General features: G+C 33.7%; 23 protein-coding genes and 2 tRNA genes. 18 read left to right on the top strand and 7 right to left on the bottom strand.

What is annotated here, in order from left to right; genetic code table 11:
• Positions 1-211 precede the first annotated feature (211 nt).
• Positions 212-787 carry a Crp/Fnr family transcriptional regulator gene (locus ABS764_RS06400; RefSeq protein ID WP_408080970.1) on the top strand — a complete coding sequence of 192 codons (576 nt, stop codon included), beginning with the start codon at positions 212-214 and terminating at the stop codon, positions 785-787.
• Between the two features lie 25 nt (positions 788-812).
• Here ABS764_RS06400 and ABS764_RS06395 read toward each other — a convergent pair whose 3' ends face one another.
• Positions 813-1,697 (bottom strand): phospholipase A, encoded by an 885-nt coding sequence (locus tag ABS764_RS06395; RefSeq protein ID WP_408080969.1) that lies wholly within the window; start codon positions 1,695-1,697, stop codon positions 813-815.
• Between the two features lie 223 nt (positions 1,698-1,920).
• Between ABS764_RS06395 and ABS764_RS06390 the strand changes: the two genes are divergently transcribed.
• From ABS764_RS06390 to ABS764_RS06330, 13 genes are all read left to right on the top strand, one after another.
• A complete protein-coding gene (locus tag ABS764_RS06390; RefSeq protein WP_408080968.1) occupies positions 1,921-2,637 on the top strand; it encodes a pirin family protein in 717 nt (238 codons plus the stop codon).
• Between the two features lie 13 nt (positions 2,638-2,650).
• Positions 2,651-2,935 (top strand): GNAT family N-acetyltransferase, encoded by a 285-nt coding sequence (locus tag ABS764_RS06385; protein ID WP_408080967.1) that lies wholly within the window; start codon positions 2,651-2,653, stop codon positions 2,933-2,935.
• 32 nt (positions 2,936-2,967) lie between these two features.
• Positions 2,968-3,375: an OsmC family protein gene (locus ABS764_RS06380; RefSeq protein WP_408080966.1), complete on the top strand. Its 408-nt coding sequence runs from the start codon at positions 2,968-2,970 to the stop codon at positions 3,373-3,375.
• Between the two features lie 2 nt (positions 3,376-3,377).
• Positions 3,378-3,602, top strand: coding sequence for a (4Fe-4S)-binding protein (locus ABS764_RS06375; protein ID WP_408080965.1), 225 nt, complete (start codon positions 3,378-3,380; stop codon positions 3,600-3,602).
• 3 nt (positions 3,603-3,605) lie between these two features.
• Positions 3,606-4,136, top strand: a complete 531-nt coding sequence (locus ABS764_RS06370; protein ID WP_408080964.1) for an NADPH-dependent FMN reductase — start codon at positions 3,606-3,608, stop codon at positions 4,134-4,136.
• A 217-nt stretch (positions 4,137-4,353) separates the two neighbouring features.
• Entirely contained in the window at positions 4,354-5,028 is a 675-nt protein-coding gene (locus ABS764_RS06365; protein WP_408080963.1) for a response regulator transcription factor, read from the top strand.
• Between the two features lie 3 nt (positions 5,029-5,031).
• The gene (locus tag ABS764_RS06360; RefSeq protein WP_408080962.1) at positions 5,032-6,393 is read left to right on the top strand and encodes a HAMP domain-containing sensor histidine kinase; all 1,362 of its coding nucleotides are present in this window, start codon (positions 5,032-5,034) and stop codon (positions 6,391-6,393) included.
• A gap of 101 nt (positions 6,394-6,494) precedes the next feature.
• A complete protein-coding gene (locus ABS764_RS06355) occupies positions 6,495-7,217 on the top strand; it encodes a hypothetical protein (RefSeq protein ID WP_408080961.1) in 723 nt (240 codons plus the stop codon).
• 57 nt (positions 7,218-7,274) lie between these two features.
• Entirely contained in the window at positions 7,275-8,201 is a 927-nt protein-coding gene (locus ABS764_RS06350) for a bestrophin family protein (protein WP_408080960.1), read from the top strand.
• A gap of 118 nt (positions 8,202-8,319) precedes the next feature.
• Complete coding sequence (locus ABS764_RS06345; RefSeq protein WP_408080959.1) at positions 8,320-8,847, top strand: YceI family protein; 528 nt, start codon at positions 8,320-8,322, stop codon at positions 8,845-8,847.
• Positions 8,848-9,035: 188 nt separating this feature from the next.
• Positions 9,036-9,908, top strand: coding sequence for an ACP S-malonyltransferase (gene fabD, locus ABS764_RS06340; protein WP_408080958.1), 873 nt, complete (start codon positions 9,036-9,038; stop codon positions 9,906-9,908).
• A gap of 137 nt (positions 9,909-10,045) precedes the next feature.
• Complete coding sequence (locus ABS764_RS06335; RefSeq protein WP_408080957.1) at positions 10,046-10,834, top strand: HipA family kinase; 789 nt, start codon at positions 10,046-10,048, stop codon at positions 10,832-10,834.
• Positions 10,812-11,195, top strand: coding sequence for a DUF3037 domain-containing protein (locus ABS764_RS06330; protein ID WP_408080956.1), 384 nt, complete (start codon positions 10,812-10,814; stop codon positions 11,193-11,195). Before ABS764_RS06335 ends, ABS764_RS06330 begins: the two co-directional genes overlap by 23 nt.
• A 57-nt stretch (positions 11,196-11,252) precedes the next feature.
• Here ABS764_RS06330 and ABS764_RS06325 read toward each other — a convergent pair whose 3' ends face one another.
• Positions 11,253-11,696, bottom strand: a complete 444-nt coding sequence (locus ABS764_RS06325; protein WP_408080955.1) for a nuclear transport factor 2 family protein — start codon at positions 11,694-11,696, stop codon at positions 11,253-11,255.
• A 2-nt stretch (positions 11,697-11,698) separates the two neighbouring features.
• Complete coding sequence (locus ABS764_RS06320; RefSeq protein ID WP_408080954.1) at positions 11,699-12,832, bottom strand: DegT/DnrJ/EryC1/StrS family aminotransferase; 1,134 nt, start codon at positions 12,830-12,832, stop codon at positions 11,699-11,701.
• Positions 12,833-12,984: 152 nt separating this feature from the next.
• Here ABS764_RS06320 and ABS764_RS06315 point away from each other — a divergent pair, with 152 nt between their 5' ends.
• Both ABS764_RS06315 and ABS764_RS06310 read left to right on the top strand, forming a co-directional pair.
• The gene (locus ABS764_RS06315; RefSeq protein ID WP_408080953.1) at positions 12,985-14,211 is read left to right on the top strand and encodes a 3-deoxy-D-manno-octulosonic acid transferase; all 1,227 of its coding nucleotides are present in this window, start codon (positions 12,985-12,987) and stop codon (positions 14,209-14,211) included.
• A gap of 426 nt (positions 14,212-14,637) precedes the next feature.
• Positions 14,638-14,829 carry a PG1828 family lipoprotein gene (locus tag ABS764_RS06310; protein WP_408080952.1) on the top strand — a complete coding sequence of 64 codons (192 nt, stop codon included), beginning with the start codon at positions 14,638-14,640 and terminating at the stop codon, positions 14,827-14,829.
• Positions 14,830-14,917: 88 nt separating this feature from the next.
• Here ABS764_RS06310 and ABS764_RS06305 read toward each other — a convergent pair whose 3' ends face one another.
• The 4 genes from ABS764_RS06305 to mutS all read right to left on the bottom strand — a co-directional run bounded on the left by ABS764_RS06305 (position 14,918) and on the right by mutS (position 18,316).
• A complete protein-coding gene (locus ABS764_RS06305; protein ID WP_408080951.1) occupies positions 14,918-15,265 on the bottom strand; it encodes a YegP family protein in 348 nt (115 codons plus the stop codon).
• A gap of 125 nt (positions 15,266-15,390) precedes the next feature.
• A tRNA-Leu gene (locus ABS764_RS06300) sits at positions 15,391-15,476 on the bottom strand.
• A 14-nt stretch (positions 15,477-15,490) separates the two neighbouring features.
• A tRNA-Gly gene (locus ABS764_RS06295) sits at positions 15,491-15,563 on the bottom strand.
• 146 nt (positions 15,564-15,709) lie between these two features.
• Positions 15,710-18,316, bottom strand: a complete 2,607-nt coding sequence (gene mutS / locus ABS764_RS06290; RefSeq protein ID WP_408080950.1) for a DNA mismatch repair protein MutS — start codon at positions 18,314-18,316, stop codon at positions 15,710-15,712.
• Between the two features lie 164 nt (positions 18,317-18,480).
• Here mutS and ABS764_RS06285 point away from each other — a divergent pair, with 164 nt between their 5' ends.
• Together ABS764_RS06285 and ABS764_RS06280 are read left to right on the top strand one after the other, a co-directional pair.
• Positions 18,481-18,924, top strand: a complete 444-nt coding sequence (locus tag ABS764_RS06285) for a DUF1573 domain-containing protein (protein WP_408080949.1) — start codon at positions 18,481-18,483, stop codon at positions 18,922-18,924.
• An 80-nt stretch (positions 18,925-19,004) separates the two neighbouring features.
• On the top strand, positions 19,005-19,541 hold the full coding sequence (locus ABS764_RS06280; RefSeq protein WP_408080948.1) for an RNA methyltransferase: 537 nt from the start codon (positions 19,005-19,007) through the stop codon (positions 19,539-19,541).
• Positions 19,542-19,544 lie beyond the last annotated feature (3 nt).

The following is a 19,544-nucleotide window of genomic DNA, read 5'->3' as shown; positions in this document are numbered from 1 at the left end:
TTTATTACGAATCAGTCTGTTAAAATTAAAAATTCTTAGTGAGCGTAATGCTAAATGCTAATATACCAATTTAAACAACAAATTATTGAATTTAAGAATATATAAAAAATAACATTCTGAATGAAAAACTTTAAGCATACTCCAATTTAAAAAAGAACAAAAAAATTAAAAATAAGTATATTGCGTAATCAAATTTTAAATAAAAAGAACGATGTCCCTGATCATAAATAACATAGAAAAAATTGTTTCGCTAACCCCTGAAGAAAAAGAACTCTTCCTAAATAAAACAGAAATTCGACACTACAAAGCAAAAAGTATTTTATTGAATTCAGGCGAAGTTTGTAAATATTCTTATTTTGTGAATTCCGGAATTTTGAGAAGTTTTAACATTAACGACAACATTGTAGAATATGTTTTAAGTTTTGCCTGTGAAGGCTGGTGGATGGGTGACATGTACAGTTTAATTTCGCAAAAGCCTGGAAATCTATTTATTGAAGTAATAGAAGACGCAGAAGTGGTATTACTTTCTAAAGAAAATCAGGAACTGCTTTATAGTGAAATTCCAAAACTGGAACGTTTTTTCAGAATTCTGACCGAAAATTCATTAGTGGCCAATCAGGAACGATTAATGGATAATTTAAGTTTGTCGGCCGAAGACCGTTTTGATAAATTCAATAAAAGATATGCTTCTCTGGCTCATAAAATACCTCAAAAACAAATTGCTTCCTATATAGGAGTAACACCGGAATTTTTCAGCAAAATGAAATCACGTTTATTGCGAAAATAAACAGCCGCTTTAACAACCGGGTTTCTTACCAGTTTGCAAAAGAAACGCCTATCCCTATTGTTGTCTGGCTTACATTATAATCAATTAAAGTTTCTCCATAACCGTGAAAAACCTGAGCATGCCCTCTTAAATGTCCATGAATAGGAAATACATAATTCAGCTGAATATTCCCTTTTTCAAAAGTACTGAAAGAATGATTTATGATAGTATAAAATTCATGTTTACCAAAGTGGGTGCCTAATTCTAATTCTGCATCTCCCACATATCTGGTAATTCCCGGATTTTCATCTTCGGTATCCGGCATACGATACCAGGGTCTGAAATTCACAGTCCAGTTGTTGAATTCGTAACCAATATTTAAAATAATTCTATTCCAACTTCTCGAAGTAGGAATATCTTTTCCATTAGACTGATGGTTGAGTATAATTCCAAAAGTCCTTATTTTTCCCTGAAACAAATCAATATTCACCGGAAAATTTAAAATTATTTCCGGCTCATAATTTAGTTCTCTAAAAGCTCTGGACAACTTTTTATTATAAACCTGCCAATGCGCTTTTTGAGTATATCCAGCCCATAAATCTCCTGTACCAAAGAATAGTCCCTGAAATAATTTAGTTTTAAAACTGATTTGGAATTTAGTTTCAATATTATTGAAAATGTTTTTTTCATCCGTGGCAAATTCACCGCTTTCATCAAAAGGCGCTTCATTTCTTTTGCTCGACCAGCGTGCTGCAGCAAAATAAATAGGACGATAGGAAACTAATCTAAAAGTTCCTTTTTTATCAATACTATCCAATTCCCATTGTTGGGATATATTTTTTCTAATAATTAATTTGTTATAATCCACCTGAGAAAAAGCACTGGAAGAGATTAAAAACAAAAATACCAGCACTTTATATAACTTGATCATTCCGGGAATTTTAGATTATTTTCTAATCACAAAAGTACTTACTGTTTGCACCATTCATGTTGCAGCTATTTCTAATATATTTATATAATTATCATACTGAATAACTATACACCCCAAAAAAAACAGTAAATTCATGTTTTCTTTTTCTTAATCTAGGTTAAGTGCAAAATGCTTATGACAGGGGTATCTTTGTAATATAATAATCAATAAAACAAAAAATATCATGGCAACTACAGTTTTTCACAAAGCAGATACAAGAGGACACGCAGATCACGGATGGTTAAATGCATACCACAGTTTTAGTTTTGCAAGCTGGTACAATCCGGACAGAGTACAATTTGGAGCACTTCGTGTTTTAAATGATGACACTGTTGCGGCAGGAATGGGTTTTGGAACACATCCGCATGACAATATGGAAATCATTACCATTCCGCTGGAAGGAGATTTAGCTCATAAAGACAGTATGGGAAATGAATCTACTATCAAAAACGGAGATGTACAGGTAATGAGTGCCGGTTCAGGAATAAGACACAGTGAGTTTAATCCAAACGCTGACCAGAGAACAAAATTATTTCAAATATGGGTTTTCCCAAAACAAAGAGATGTTACTCCAAGATACCAGCAAATCACACTGGACAAATCTCTAGAAAAAAATGATTTTGCTCAGATTTTATCCCCTGATGCTGAGGACGCAGGAGTATGGATTCATCAGGACGCCTGGTTTTATTTAAGTGATTTTGATGCTGATTTTTCTAAAAAACTATCCCTTAAAAAAGAAGCCAACGGTTTTTACATTATGAATATAGAAGGAGAAATCGAAGTAAATGGCAATACATTAGAAACAAGAGATGCGATAGGAATCTGGGAAACTGCCGAAATTGAAATTAAAGCTAATAAAGCTTCTAAATTTTTAGTAATGGAAATCCCAATGAAACACTAAAAAAATAAAAATCATGGAAGAAACTATTGGATTAGAATACAACGAAAGAAAAGGTTATTTTTACGTAGCAGTAAACAATGCACAAGCTGCAAAAATGACTTTTGTTTTTGCCGGACCACACAAAATAATCATTGATCATACAGAGGTAAATCCGGAATACAATGGCAAAGGATTTGGAAAAAAAATGGTTGAAAAAGCCGTTTTATTTGCCAGAGAAAAAGAATTAAAAATTCTTCCTTTGTGCCCGTTTGCAAAAAAAGTTTTTGATAAAACTCCTGAATTTAGTGATGTTTTATAATTTATAAAAGGTTTTAGATTAGTAATTATATCATGAAAAACATATTAGAAAAAGACATCACGGCACACATTGGTACTCAAAAATATTTTTCCACGATTAGCTGGCGTAACGGCCAGTTTATCATGGATGAACCGGAAAACATTGGAGGAAAAGATTTAGGTCCCGATCCTTACACCGCTCTTTTGGCTTCATTGGCCAGCTGTACTATCGCTATTTTACGCATGTATATTGACCGTAAAGGCTGGGATATTCCCGAAATAAACATTACCGTAAATGCCGCTCAGGAACAAGAAGGAGAATTTGAAACCATTTTTTCCAGACAGATTACTTTTTCTAAGGAAGTAACTACAGAACAGAAAGAAAAATTGATTCTTATTGCCAATAAATGTCCTGTTTCTAAAATTTTAAAAGGAAAAATAACTATCAAAACCCAACTTTGATTATGAATCCGCAAGACATCACAAAAGAATATTCCAATGGTGAAGTTACCATTGTGTGGCAATCAGGAAAATGCGTTCATTCAGCAAATTGTGTCCGCAATAATCCTGATGTCTTTCAGCCAAAAGAAAAACCATGGATAAAACCGGAAGGTTCAACAACAGAAAAAATTATTGACACGGTAAAAAAATGTCCTTCGGGAGCGTTGACTTACTTTTTAAACAAATAAATAATGACTAAAAAAATTATTGCTTTTGGAGCTTCATCCAGCACCAATTCTATCAACAAACAATTAGCTGCTTATGCGGCATCTCAATTTGAAAACGCAGATACAGAAGTCCTGGACTTAAACGATTATGAAATGCCTATTTTTTCTTTAGACAGAGAAGCAAAAAGCGGGATTCCGGAATTAGCCCATCATTTTTTTGAAAAACTGGGAACTGCCGACCTGATTATTGTTTCGCTTGCTGAGCATAACGGAGCTTATTCTACAGCGTTTAAAAATATTTTTGACTGGACTTCCCGAATAAATCCTAAGTTTTTTCAAGGGAAACAAACGCTTATTTTAGCTACTTCTCCGGGACCAAGAGGAGGTCTTACTGTTTTAGAAATTGCAAAAAACCGTTTTCCTTTTCAGGGTGCTGTAGTTAATGGCAGTTTTTCCCTGCCTAGCTTCAATGAAAATTTCAATGCTAATGAAGGAATTACAAATGAACAACTTAAAAATGATTTGCTGGAAATTATAGAATCTATCGAACTTTAATCCCGTCAAACCCTATGAGAAAGCGTTACATACAGTGACGCTTTTTTATTTTGCTAAAAATTAAACCTTTACAAAGACTCTTTTTTTACAATATGCTGTAAAACAGGATTCCGGACTAAGATATTCGCAAAACGGAAATTTAAAATTTAATTTTGCAAAATTTTAAGAACACAATATCTATTTTTGATACAGTGTAAAAAAAAAAAAAAAATCATTTATGAAACTACTTATTGTTGAAGACGAACCTAACCTTCTATCTATTATACGAAAAGGACTTTCGGAGAAAAACAATGAAGTAAGCGTCGCTCTTGACGGAACCACAGCTCTGGAAATGATTTTAAATCATAATTTTGATGTAGTAATTTTAGATATCATGCTTCCGGATATTAACGGAATCGAAATTTGCAGACGCCTGAGAGCTGCTAAAAATTTTGTTCCTATTTTACTTTTAACTGCATTAGGAACCACTGAAAATATTGTTACCGGATTAAATTCCGGTGCTGATGATTATCTGGTAAAACCATTTAAATTTTCTGAATTAGAAGCCCGGATTTCTGCCTTAGCCCGAAGATCAAATCAGGAACATAAACCAAATGATCTGATTAAAATAGATGATTTGGAAATTGACTGCAGGGCAAAATCAGTAAAAAGAAACGGAGCACTTATTCAGCTAACCGCTAAAGAATTTAAATTATTACATTATTTAGCCCGCAATGCCGAAAACATCTTATCCCGGGAAAAGATTTTAGATAATGTTTGGGATATCAATTTTGACATGAATACAAATGTTGTTGATGTCTACATTAATTATCTGAGAAATAAAATCGATAAACCTTATCAAAACAAACTAATCCACACCATTAAAGGCTTAGGCTACATTCTAAAATCATAATTTATGCAAATCAGAAAAAAAATAACCATCACTTATATAGCATTATCGTGCTTTAGCACTTCGCTTTTGTGCCTCGTTATTTTTTCTCTGTTCAAGCAAAACAACGAATATTATTTTATAAAAAGACTTCAGGACAGAGCTAAAATTGCTTCCTCAGCTCATTCTCAAAAAACCGTAGAGAAGAAAAATTATTTTCAGGAATTCAAAAAAGGAGGATTAGAAGAGCTCATTGAAGAGAAAGATTATATTTTAAAAGTAAAAGGAAAAAACACCTTTGAATACAATACCGATTTAAACCTGCCGCCGGAATTTTACAATACGATAATGAAAAAGGGCTCCAGCTGGTTTGAAGAGGATTACCGCTATTATTACGGACAACTATTTGGGGAAGGAGAACACAAACACATAGTAATTGTTACTGCAAAAGACCGCCGTGGCAATACAAGTGCAATCTATATTTTACAAATTTTGCTTTTTGGAGGTGTTGGATTTTTTATACTGGCATACTTTTTTGGTCAATTTTTTGCACAAAGAGTTATCAACCCTATTGCCCGCATCACCAAAGAAGTACAAAGAATCAGCGCATCAAATCTTCACAACAGACTGGCTGATACAAACGGAAAAGACGAGATTTCTGATTTGACTGAAACTTTTAACGACATGCTGGATCGTTTAGAAACTTCATTTGAAATTCAGGCAAATTTTATTAATAATGCTTCGCACGAATTAAAAACGCCCATTACCACTATTATTGCCGAAACAGAAATCATGCTCCTGAAAGACCGGGACAAAGAAGAATACATCCATTCCTTAGAAAATATCAACAAACAGGCTTCCAAGCTGGGAAATCTTACCGAAAGCCTTCTAAAACTAACCCAAACAGGCTATGATGGTACTAAGCAGGTATTGGATATTGCGCGAATGGACGAAATCCTTTTAGAAGCAAAAGCTTCTATTGATACTCTTTTTCCGGATAACCGCGTTAACATAAAATTGAAATCCATTCCGGATGATGAATCCCTGTTAACCATTCCCTGCAACCGCCCATTGTTAGAACTGGCCTTGAATAATATTATTTCTAATGCTGTAAAATATTCTAATAACGATGAAGTCTTTGTAATTTTGTCTGTTGATAAATCAAAAATTAAGATTGCCATTACTGATATTGGAATTGGAATTCCGCCTGAAGATATTCCTTACTTATACGAACCTTTCTTCAGAGGGAAAATTGCGTCTAAATACAATGGATACGGACTGGGATTGCCTTTAGCCATGAAAATAATCCGAATGCATAACGGAGAACTTCAAATTCAGTCAGAAACCGGGAAAGGAACGGTTGTGAATATCACTTTTGAAAAAAAGTAACATTAGAATTTCTAATTTACATTCTTAGGGAATTTTAATTTTAACCAAAGTACATTCTAATAATCAATAACTTAATTTGTATGTATACCTAAATAATACATATGAAAAATTTATTAATACCTTCCACATTAGAATTAGATACTATAAATGCTGTCAAAGTTGCAATTCAGCAATCCAAAGGAAAACAATGTACCTTAACCTTAGCCTTAGTAAGCGAAATTCCTGACACCTATTCTACAGCAACTTTTTTGAGAAGTATGAAAAGTGAGCTTTCTGCATCCCAAAAAAATGTATTAGAATATTGCAGAGAACTGGTTACTATTTCACAAAACTGTACTCTTAAAATCCATTATCAGTACGGAATTTCGACTCCGCTAGTGAAAAATTTAATTGAACATCTGGGCATCGAATTAACTATTCTTACTCCATCTTACAGAAACACTGAAAAAAGAATTCACAATCAGTTTGTACAAATCCTTTGCAATTGTAAAAATCCTATTTTACATCTCAGCTCAAATTTTGAAGAACAGCAGCTGTCCAAAGCTATGTATCTGGAACAAACAAAATCTAAAATACAACTTGAAGATTTACAGGAATTAATTCCTGATCACTTTAGTTTCAAGATTGTAAGTCAGGCTAAAATTTTTAATGATCAGAATACTGAAGATCTTGAATTATTGTTAAATGATGCAATAACTAAAAACAATATTGATCTCTTAATCGAAACCCGAAAACCAAAAAAGATTAAACTAAAAAAAGAGAACATACATACTACCGAAAATTTTGGGCTTCCTATTTTATCATTGTATGAAGAAATTGTCTAGTGTGTAAAAATTATTAATTATAAAAAGAAAAGCATGTTATTAAAAAAGAAAATCCCAATGAAATATGTACTGGGAAAAATTAGAGTAGAGCTTTTTCTGGTCATTTTATACGCAATAACATTTGAAGCATTTAATACTTATTATGACAATGAGGCTATCAATATTCCTATTGCCATTCCCACAATTGTAGGAACTATTATTTCGTTGTTACTTGCTTTCAAATCGAATCAGGCTTATGATCGCTGGTGGGAAGCCCGTATTGTATGGGGCGCCATTGTAAACGACTCCAGATCATTAATACGTCAGGTCAGTTCTTTTTACAAAGACCCTGATTTTTCAATTGAAGCAAATGATTTCAAGGAAAATTTTGCCAAAAGACAAATTGCCTGGTGCTACAGTCTTAATCAGTCGCTTAGAGAAAAAGATCCTTACAAATCAATTAAGAGAATCTTAAACGAGGAAGATTTTCAGTATGTCAAGAGACATAAACATGTGCCAAATGCTATATTAATGCTGCACTCAAAAGCGTTAAGAAATGCATATGAAAATGACAAAATAAATACTTATCAACAGGTAGAAATAGACAATACTCTTACCCGCCTATGTGATTATATGGGGAAATGCGAACGAATAAAAAACACCATTTTCCCAACTACTTACAGTATGTATATGAGATTCACCCTTTGCCTCTTTATTATTTTATTGCCTTTTTCCTTAACAGATTTATTAGGCTGGTTACAAATTCCGCTAGTAACAACAATTGGGGCAGCATTTTTCCTTATCGAAAAAATGGCAATTCATTTACAGGATCCTTTTGAGAATAAACCAACAGATACTCCGATGACGGCTATTTGCGGTACTATTGAAAAGAACTTAGTTCAGATGATCCATGAATTTCGTGATGAATTTGAGTTTCCTCATAAAAAATCAGAAACAGAACTTCAGGATAACCGTGCGGTGAAAAACCCGTATTTTGTACTCTGACAATACCGTTATTGCAGTATTGTTTTTTATTTCTTAATCTAGGTTAAGTGTTGTTTTCTTATCGTTACTGTAAATTTGTAGTATTAAAATAAAATAATAATTAAAAAAAAATACAATTATGGCAACTATTAAATGGACAATTGACCCAACACATTCAGAAGTTGGATTTAAAGTAAAACACATGATGTTTACAAATGTTTCTGGAAAATTTGACTCTTATGAAGCATCTGTTACTACTGAAGATGATAATTTAGAAAGTGCAGCTATCGAATTTTCGGCTGATATTAATTCTATCAATACCAATAACGCCGACAGAGACAATCATTTGAAAAGCGGTGACTTTTTTGATGCTGAAAACCATCCAAAACTGACTTTCAAATCTACTTCAGTCACTAAAGACGGTAAAGATTATAAATTAACAGGTGATCTAAGCATAAGAGGTGTAAGCAAACCGGTTACACTTGCAACTGAATTTAGCGGATTCATGAAAGACCCTTGGGGAAATACAAAAGCAGGATTAAACATTTCAGGAAAAATAAACCGAAAAGACTGGGGATTAAACTGGAATTCGGCTCTTGAAACTGGTGGTGTCTTGGTTGGAGAAGAGGTACGCTTAAACATCGAAGTACAATTAATCCAGGAATAAAGATTATTAATCGCTGATTCTTTTAAATACAAACGGCTAAACTTTAAATTTGAAGTTTAGCCGTTTTTGTATCTTTTCTGTTAAATCCTAAAAAAACACTACTTTTACATCCCGATTGAATAATTTTTCAATCTTTTAATAATGTCACCCTGAGCGCGCCGAAGGGTTAATCTTTAAATTAGAAAAATATGAAGGCATATGTATTTCCGGGTCAGGGAGCACAATTCACTGGAATGGGCAAAGACTTATATGAAAACTCACCATTAGCAAAAGAATTATTCGAAAAAGCCAATGAAATATTAGGTTTTCGCATCACAGATATTATGTTTGAAGGAACTGCAGAAGAATTAAAAGAAACTAAAGTTACACAACCGGCAGTTTTTTTACACTCTGTTATTTTAGCTAAAACTCTAGAGGATTTCAAACCAGAAATGGTAGCCGGTCACTCTTTAGGGGAATTCTCTGCTTTAGTGGCTAATGGCGCTTTATCATTTGAAGACGGATTAAAATTAGTTTCCCAAAGAGCTTTAGCGATGCAAAAAGCCTGCGAAATAACTCCTTCCACAATGGCTGCCGTGTTAGGATTAGCTGATACTATTGTAGAAGAAGTTTGTGCTTCTATTGACGGAGTTGTGGTTGCTGCAAACTACAACTGTCCTGGACAATTAGTAATTTCAGGTGAATTCAAAGCCGTTGAATTAGCTTGCGAAAAAATGAAAGAAGCAGGTGCTAAGCGTGCGTTGTTATTACCGGTAGGAGGCGCTTTTCACTCACCTATGATGGAACCTGCAAGAGAAGAACTGGCTGCAGCTATTGAAGCAACTGCATTTTCAACGCCAATTTGCCCGGTGTACCAAAACGTAACGGCTACTGCTATTTCTGACGCAAATGAAATTAAGAAAAACTTAATCATCCAATTGACCGCTCCTGTAAAATGGACGCAATCGGTACAACAAATGATTGCTGATGGCGCTACTTTATTTACCGAAGTTGGTCCAGGAAAAGTATTAACCGGATTAATTGGAAAGATCAATAGAGAAGCTGCTACTGCAAATGCATAAGTAGATTTAGACAATACAGAATCCTCATAAACCAAATGTTTGTGAGGATTTTTGTTTATTAAAGATTTTTGAAATACAAAATAGCCCCATAATTACAGCCTGATTTTTAGCTATCTTTGTTCAAAGATTTTCTTTTTATGATTCCAAATTTACGAACAGTAAACGTTACCCGATACATTACTCCACTTAGAGAAGGTGGCTCCTTACCTGCATTGGCGGAAGCCGATGACGATTTTAAATATGTCTTAAAATTCAGAGGAGCTGGTCATGGCGTGAAAGCTTTGATTGCCGAATTTTTGGGTGGTCAAATTGCAAAAATTTTAGGTTTACCAGTACCTGAATTAGTTTTTGCCGAATTAGATGAGGCTTTTGGGAGAACAGAAGCCGATGAAGAAATTCAGGATTTATTAAAGTTTAGCCAGGGTTTAAACTTAGGTTTACATTATTTATCCGGAGCCATCACTTATGATGCAGCAGCCAATGATTGTGAAGCTTTATTAGCTTCAAAAATTGTTTGGTTGGATGCTTTCATTACAAATGTTGACCGGACATTTAAAAACACCAATCTATTAATCTGGAAAAAAGAACTTTGGTTGATTGACCACGGCGCTTCGTTTTATTTTCATCATTCCTGGACTAACTGGGAAAAAACAGCTGTTACGCCTTTTGCCTTAATTAAAGATCACGTTCTACTTCCTAAAGCATCTCATCTTGAAGAAGCACATGAAACATGCAGTGCTAAACTAAACGATTCCATCCTTGAAGAAATTGTCAATCAAATTCCGGAAGATTGGTTGCAATGGGAAGATCAAACTATAAGTCCAACCGAAATCAAAGCCATTTATTTTCAGTTTTTAAGCCTGCGCCTACAAAACGCCGAAATCTTTTTAAAACAAGCTCAGGATGCACGAAAAACACTTATATGATTATGCTGTCATTCGTGTAGTACCAAGAGTAGAACGCGAAGAATTCATTAATGTGGGATTAATGCTGTATTGCAAGCGTCAAAAGTATTTACGCATTCAGTATCAAATTCCTGCAGCTAAAATCAATGCTTTTTGCAAAAAATTTGATTTGGAGCAACTCAAAATTAATTTAGATTCTTTTGTGGCTATTTGCGAAGGCAAAAAAAACGCAGGTCCAATTGCTCTATTTGAAAAAGACGAACGCTTTAGATGGCTTACCGCAGTAAAAAGTTCAAGCATACAAACCTCAAGACCACATTCTGGTTTTAGTGAAGATTTAGACAGCACTTTTGAAAAACTTTACCAAGAATTAGTTTTATAATAAAAAATCCCAAATTAACCTAAGTTAATTTGGGATTTTTAAATTATTACTTTCTGTTTATGCAGACAATTTGTAAGCTTGTCTGGCTACTAACAGCCATTTCCCTTTTTGCTTTTGCCAAACTAACATAATACCTATTTTGATATCTTTTTCAACACCACTATCCTTAGTATGTGCAGCCAAATTGTGTCTTACTATCGCAACATCTCCAACAACTTGGATACTTTGATTTTGAAATTCTATCGTTACAAAATCCGATTCACCATTTAGTAATTTTTCAATAAAAACGGTTTGATCCTGAAGTACGCCACTGGAATGACCATAGCTCAAATCCTTTGATGTTAATGCTTTCAAGTTCGTTTCAGTAGGATCTATCAAAGCTTTTCGAAGAGCTTCTACCTGATTTGCAACCGCAGTTTCTTCATTTGAAACAGTTTTTGTTTGCGCCCGATTTGAAAATGAAATTAATACTAAAACAAGCAGTAAGAAATACTTTTTCATAATTATTTATTTAAAAATTCTAAAATACTATCTGTAATAAACTGAATTTGTTCGTCTTCTAATTCTGTATGTATAGGAAGTGCAATAACTTCTTTAACCAACTCATTCGTTACCGGAAAATCCTCTTCTTTGTAACGAACATCAGCATACGCTTTTTGCGAATGCAATGGAATTGGATAATAAATAGCACAAGGAATTCCTTTATCTAACAAATGCTGCATCAATGCATTTCTATCGGCATTGATAATGCGTAACACATATTGATGAAAAACATGATTGTTTTCTGTATGGTCAAATGAAGGTGTAATAATATTTACATGACCCGCTAAAGCCGTATTATACTTAGCTGCCGCTGTACGACGCGCTTCATTATAATCATTCAAAAAAGGCAATTTAGCATTTAAAACCGCTGCCTGAATACTGTCTAATCGTGAATTTACACCTACCACATCATGATGGTAACGCTCGTACATTCCGTGATTTACAATTCCTCTAATGGTATGTGCCAACGCATCATCATTGGTAAAAATAGCTCCGCCATCTCCATAACAACCTAAGTTTTTAGATGGAAAAAATGAAGTAGCACCTATATGACCTATCGTTCCTACTTTTGATTTTATTCCTTTTGTCGAAATATAATCTGCTCCTATAGCCTGAGCATTATCTTCAATAACATATAAATCATGTTCCTTAGCCAAAGCCATAATATCATCCATATTTGCCGCACGACCAAATAAATGTACAGGAACAATCGCTTTTGTTTTAGGTGTAATAGCTGCTTTAATTCTTTCCAAAGAAATATTCATAGAATCCACATCAACATCTACCAAAACAGGAGTTAACTGTAACAAAGCAATTACCTCAACAGTTGCAGCAAAAGTAAAATCGGCAGTAATTACCTCATCTCCTGGCTGTAACCCTAATCCCATCATCGCAATTTGTAATGCATCTGTACCATTCGCACAAGGAATTACGTGTTTTACTCCTAAATAATCTTCTAAAGATTTTTGAAACTGATGCACCTGAGGTCCATTAATATAAGCAGTATTATCTAAAACTTCCTGAATAGAAGTATTTACTGTAGCAGCAATTTTATCATATTGACTTTTTAAGTCAACCATTTGAATTTTCTTCATTTCAAATTAATTAATAGTTAGAAAGCTGTTGTTTATACACTTATTCAACAACAATAAAACTTTCATAAAAGGGAAACAAAAATAGGTATTATTGATTTCAAACCAATGATTTTAAGCCAAAGAAATGTATTTTAGCCCCAAAAAATATCCGAATGCTTTTTCTATACAATTTCATCATTACAATTGCCGATTTATTCTTAAAAATCGTAGCACTTTTTAGTCCAAAAATGAAGCTGTTTGTTTCAGGAAGAAAAAAAGTTTTTGATACGCTTTCGCAAAAGGTAAATGCAAATGATAAAACCATTTGGTTCCATGCTGCCTCACTGGGAGAATACGAACAAGGTCTTCCTGTTATTGAAAAAATCAAAGAAAAATATCCTGCACATAAAATTGTACTGACTTTCTTTTCTCCATCAGGTTATGAAGTCAGAAAAAATAACGCCGTAGCAGATGCAACAGTGTATTTACCAATAGATACTAAAAAAAATGCACAAAAGTTTCTAAAACTAGTTCATCCTGAAATGGCTTTTTTTATTAAATATGAATATTGGCCTAATTATCTGAACGAATTAAAAAAGTCAAATACCCCTACATATTTAATCTCAGGTATTTTTAGAGAAAACCAAATGTTTTTTAAATGGTACGGACAATTTTACAGAAATGCATTAAATACTTTCACCTACTTTTTTGTTCAGAATGAAAAATCTAAAAAACTACTACTTGAGTTAAACCATACAAATGTGGCGGTTTCCGGTGACACCCGTTTTGACAGAGTGGTTAGCATTTTAGAAAAAGACAACACTTTAGATTTTATTGCTGAGTTTAAAAACAACACCACTACTATAGTAATAGGAAGTTCATGGCCAAAAGACGAAGACCTTTTAGTTAAATACATTAATTCTACTACACAAAAAGTAAAATTCATTATTGCACCTCACAATATAAAGAATGAACAAATACAACAATTAAGAAACAGTATTCATAAAAAGACGGTATTATTTTCTGAAAAGGAAAATAAAAAACTGGCTGATTTTGATGTATTCATCATTGACACTATCGGGATACTGACAAAAATATACAGCTACGCTGACATTGCTTATGTAGGAGGTGGTTTTGGCAACCCTGGCATACATAACATATTAGAGCCGGCCACTTTTGGTGTACCCATAGTAATTGGACATAACTATTCTCATTTTGCCGAAGCAATTGATCTGGTAAATCTTGAAGGTTGTGTTAGCATTTCAAACAGCAACGAATTAACCGAAACTTTCGATTGTTTGCTTACAAACGAAATTTATCGTAAGAAAAAAGGCGATATTTGCGAAAGCTTTGTAAAAAATAATAAAGGAGCGACATCTATAATTTTAGGGGAAATTTAATAGACACTGAAACCATTTCTAAACAAAAATTAGAAAATCAGTATTTTAAAAATATTCTTTTTATACTAAAAAATAAAAAAAGAAACCCATTATCCGAATCGCAAAAATCATGGATTAAAAAAATTTTATTCTTAAAAAACAAACCCTCCATTTTCGGAATCTCTAAATACAGCGTTTTAGCTGAATTAAAAAAACATAAACAACTCACAATCAAAACACTAAAAACAAGAGTCAAAAAAACATTATTCACAGCCATTTAAGAAAAATCTTTTGAATACAATTCAAATATCATATACAAAACTTACATTTTATTGCGCAAAATATAATCGAATAATATTTTAAAAAAAAAATGAAAAAATATTTTACATATCAAAAATTTTATATCTTTGCCTCGAATTAATAATTAACCTTTTATAATAAAGTAAGATGAAAAAAGTATTTTTAAGTTTAGCTGTAGTTGCTGTTTTAACTGTTGTATCTTGTAAAAAAGCTGAAGCTCCTGCTGAAGAAGTTGCTGCTGACACTACTGCTGTAGTTGTTGACACTGCTGCTGTTGCTGTTGATACTGCTGCTGTTGCTGTTGATACTGCTGCTGTTGAAGCTCCTGCTGCTGAGTAATTTTAAATTACAGTAAAAAATAAGCCGTTACAATGTAACGGCTTTTTTTATGCTTATTATTTTATCTTCACTCACAACATTCTTCCTGCTAATCTTCAAAAACAAAATCATTATTAGCAAAATCTAATATCTCTGCTTTCGAACCATATTTTATTATCTCATCAATTCCTTTCTGAACCATTAATTCAGTACTGTATTTCCTGCTTACAGCAATAACCCGGCCTTCTGCCACAACACGAAAAAAAAACTTCCCTTTCGAAGTCTTAAATTTAACAAATGAACAAGTCGCAAACACTGATCGCAAATACTCCGCATCAGCCTCACAATCCATCCTTAATTCATACGCATTACTCGTGAAAATAGTTTTTCCTTTTCTTGAAGTAAATTCAAACTTATAATCTCCGCTAAATCTTTTACTAATAACAAAAGTGCCCATATTTTCTATTCAAACAAATTTCAAAAATCACCTCTATAACAAGCCTTAAATTACCAAATTAAACAACAAAAAACTGATTTTAATAGAAATAAAAAAAGCTCCAAACATTAGTTTGAAGCTTTTTGTACTCAGAGCGGGACTTGAACCCGCACGAACATTGCTGTTCACTGGATTTTAAGTCCAGCGTGTCTACCAATTTCACCATCCGAGCATTATCTGATGCTGAGCGAAAAACGGGGCTCGAACCCGCGACCTCGACCTTGGCAAGGTCGCGCTCTACCAGCTGAGCTATTTTCGCATTATCAATCCTTAAAAAGAACCGCTATACTTGTTGTGTATTGCGGATGCAAATTTAGAACTTTTTTCCGCTTAAACAAGACTTTTTCGAAAAAAAAATCAATATTTTCAGTAAGGTTTTGATTTACTTTACTTTAAAAGTAAAAATTATTTCCTGGTCAGCATTCTTTTAATTTCATTAAGCTTCATTAAAGCTTCCACGGGAGTAACCGAATTAATATCGATGTTTAAAATCTCTTCTTTTATTTCTTCCAGCAAAGGATCATCCAGATTAAAGAAACTCATTTGCATTTCTTCCTTATCCGATTTGATGCCGTTTAAAGCATCACCAGAATGATCTTTTTCCAGCTTTTTCAAAATCTTTTGTGCTTTCAAAATTACAATCTGAGGCATTCCTGCCATTTTTGCTACATGAATACCAAAACTATGTGCGCTTCCTCCTTTTACCAATTTCCGAATAAAAAGTACATTATCCTTTAACTCTTTAACCGATACATTATAATTTTGAATACGTTTCAGGGATTCTCCCATTTCATTTAACTCATGATAATGAGTAGCAAATAACGTTTTAGGTTTTGAAGGATGCTCATGCAAAAATTCAGCAATAGCCCAGGCAATCGAAATCCCGTCATAAGTACTGGTTCCTCTTCCTATTTCATCCAGCAAGACTAAACTTCTGTCAGAGATATTATTCAGAATTGAAGCCGTTTCGTTCATTTCAACCATGAAAGTGGATTCTCCCATCGAAATGTTATCACTCGCCCCTACTCTGGTAAAAATCTTATCCACTACGCCCATTTTTACACTATCGGCTGGAACAAAACTTCCCATCTGAGCCAACAGTACAATTAAAGCTGTTTGACGCAAAATAGCCGACTTACCCGACATATTAGGTCCTGTAATCATTATTAATTGCTGTGTTTCTCTGTCTAAGAATACATCATTAGCAACATAAGGAACCCCCACAGGCAATTGTTTTTCGATAACCGGGTGTCTTCCGTTCTTAATATCTAATTCGAAAGTTTCATCCAGTTCCGGACAAACATACTTATTTTCAATCGCTAATTGTGTAAAAGAACACAAACAATCCAGTTGCGCCACTAAATTTGCATTTAATTGCACGGGTTTAATATAGGTTGCTATCCAGGCTACTAATTGTTCGAATAATTCTGTTTCTATTTTATGAATCTTTTCTTCAGCACCCAGAATCTTAGCTTCATATTCTTTCAATTCTTCAGTTATATACCTTTCTGCATTAACCAGTGTTTGTTTGCGGATCCATTCTGCAGGAACCTTATCTTTGTGCGTATTTCTAACTTCAATATAATAGCCAAAAACATTATTAAAAGATATTTTTAAAGAAGAAATTCCGGTTCTTTCAGATTCTCTTGCCTCAATGCCTTCTAAAAACTCCTTTCCGGAAGTAGAAATCGCCCTCAACTCATCTAATTCCTGACTTACCCCTTTTGCAATAGCATTTCCTTTAGCAATAGCTACCGGAGCATCCTGATTTAAAGTTGTTTTGATTTTTTCACGCAACAAATCGCAACTATGCAAATTATCACCTATTACTTTAACCGCTTCCTGAGGACTTGCCAGAGCTAATGTTTTTATTGGTATTATCGCATCTAAGGATTCTTTTAAATAAACCACTTCACGAGGAGAAACTTTTCCGGCTGCAATTTTAGAAATCAGACGCTCCAAATCAGAAATCTGCTTAATCTGGTATTGCTTTTTTTGCAACACCTCCTGATTCTCTTTCAGATAAAAAACCACATCATGACGGCTTTGTACTTTTTTGATATCTTTTAGTGGCAGTGCCAGCCAGCGTTTTAATAAACGACCTCCCATTGGCGAAAGCGTTTTATCAATTACATCCAAAAGTGTTACGGCATTAGGATTATAACTGTGATACAATTCGAGATTTCTTATAGTAAATCGGTCCATCCACACATAAGCATCCTCAGCAATACGCTGAATAGCCGTTATATGCTGTACTTTGTTGTGCTGTGTTTCGGAGAGATAATACAAAATTGCCCCTGAAGCTATTATTCCTTCTTTCAGTTCTTCTACGCCAAAACCTTTTAAGGAAACTGTTTGAAAATGTCTGGTCAGCGTTTCAAAGGCATAATCCTCTTTATAAATCCAGTCTTCTAAATAAAAACAATGAAAATCTTCTCCAAAATGTCCTTTAAAATCATTTTTATTGTTTTTTTGAATCAAAACCTCAGAAGGACTGAAATTTTGTAATAACTTATCAATATACTCAGCATTTCCCTGAGCCGTTAAAAATTCTCCTGTAGAAACATCCAAAAAAGAAATTCCAATGCATTTACTGGTAAAATAAACCGAAGCCAGGAAATTATTCGTTTTAGAATGTAAAACTTCATCGTTCATAGAAACACCGGGAGTCACTAATTCAGTCACACCGCGTTTTACAATAGTTTTAGTCATTTTAGGATCTTCAAGCTGATCACAAATAGCCACACGAAGTCCTGCTTTGACTAGTTTTGGGAGATAAGTATTGATTGAATGATGTGGAAATCCTGCCAGTGCAGTCTCTGTTTCTGATCCTGCTCCTCTTTTAGTGAGTGTGATTCCCAGTATCTTTGAAGACCTGATAGCATCCTCTCCAAATGTCTCATAAAAATCACCCACCCTAAACAACAAACAAGCGTCAGGATACTTTCTTTTTATCTCATTATACTGCTTCATTAACGGGGTTTCCTTCGCCACTTTATCTTTAGATGCCAATTTTATAGTCTGTTTAGTTTATGTGAAAAATTTATGAAAGCGAATTTAAAAATTTTATAATGAATAACTACCACTTCAAAAATTAAAAATATTTTTAAGGATTTTTTATACCATTGGCATGATTTTTTCTTTAGCTTTGTTCTACAAACAAAATTCTAATAAAAATGAAAAAGATAATTTTACTTGCTGCACTAGTTGTTTTTGGAGTTACTACTTCTAAAGCACAGGAAACAACAAAAAAAATCAAAGCTACTGCTACTAAGATGGCAAAAGTAAACGGAGCGGGAATGGTTTTTGAAAATGAAACTATAGATTACGGAACTATTGCTCATAATGCAGACGGAAAACGCGAATTTGTTTTCACAAATAACGGAAACAAACCATTAATCATTACAAATGCTGTAGGTTCTTGTGGATGTACAGTACCTTCAACTCCAAAAGAACCAATTGCTCCTGGAGCTAAAGGTGTAATTGGAGTAAAATATGCAACTGACAGAGTTGGAGCTTTTTCAAAAACGGTAACGGTATCTTCTAATGCTGCCGGACAACCTACAAAAACTTTAACAATCAAAGGAACAGTACTTCCTGATGATGCAAAAAAGAGCTAATTTTTAAATTATATAACTTTCAAAAAGCTTCCCTTTCCTAAAATCGGAAGCTTTTTTTATTTCATAAATTATTTTCTAAAATGAGAAAACTAGAAAACAGTGAATTAGAACGCAAATCCATCGAAGATTTTAAAAATTCAGAGAAAACACCTCTTATTTTGGTTCTGGACGATGTACGCAGTTTACACAATATTGGTTCGGTTTTTAGAACCGCAGATGCCTTTCTGATTGAAAAAATTTATTTGTGTGGAATCACCGCAACACCACCCAACAAAGAAATTCATAAAACTGCTTTAGGAGCAACCGAAACTGTAAGCTGGGAACATAACGAAAATGTAATTGACACTATAAGCACTTTAAAAAAGCAAGGAATAATCACACTGGCTATCGAACAAGTAGAAAGCGCTGTTTTTTTACAAAATTTTGAAGTCAAAGAAAATCAAAAATATGCGCTGGTTTTTGGAAATGAAGTGCATGGTGTAGTTCAGGAAGCTGTAGCTGCATGTGATGGCTGTATTGAAATTCCACAATTAGGAACCAAACATTCCTTAAATATTTCAGTGAGTGCCGGGATTGTAGTCTGGGATTTATTTCAAAAAATACATTGGTCAAAATAAGCC

This window comes from Flavobacterium plantiphilum, assembly GCF_046000495.1.
Lineage (GTDB): Bacteria > Bacteroidota > Bacteroidia > Flavobacteriales > Flavobacteriaceae > Flavobacterium > Flavobacterium plantiphilum.
The sequence above is the reverse complement of the archived record's forward strand: the minus strand, read 5'-3'. Positions and strand labels throughout refer to the sequence as shown.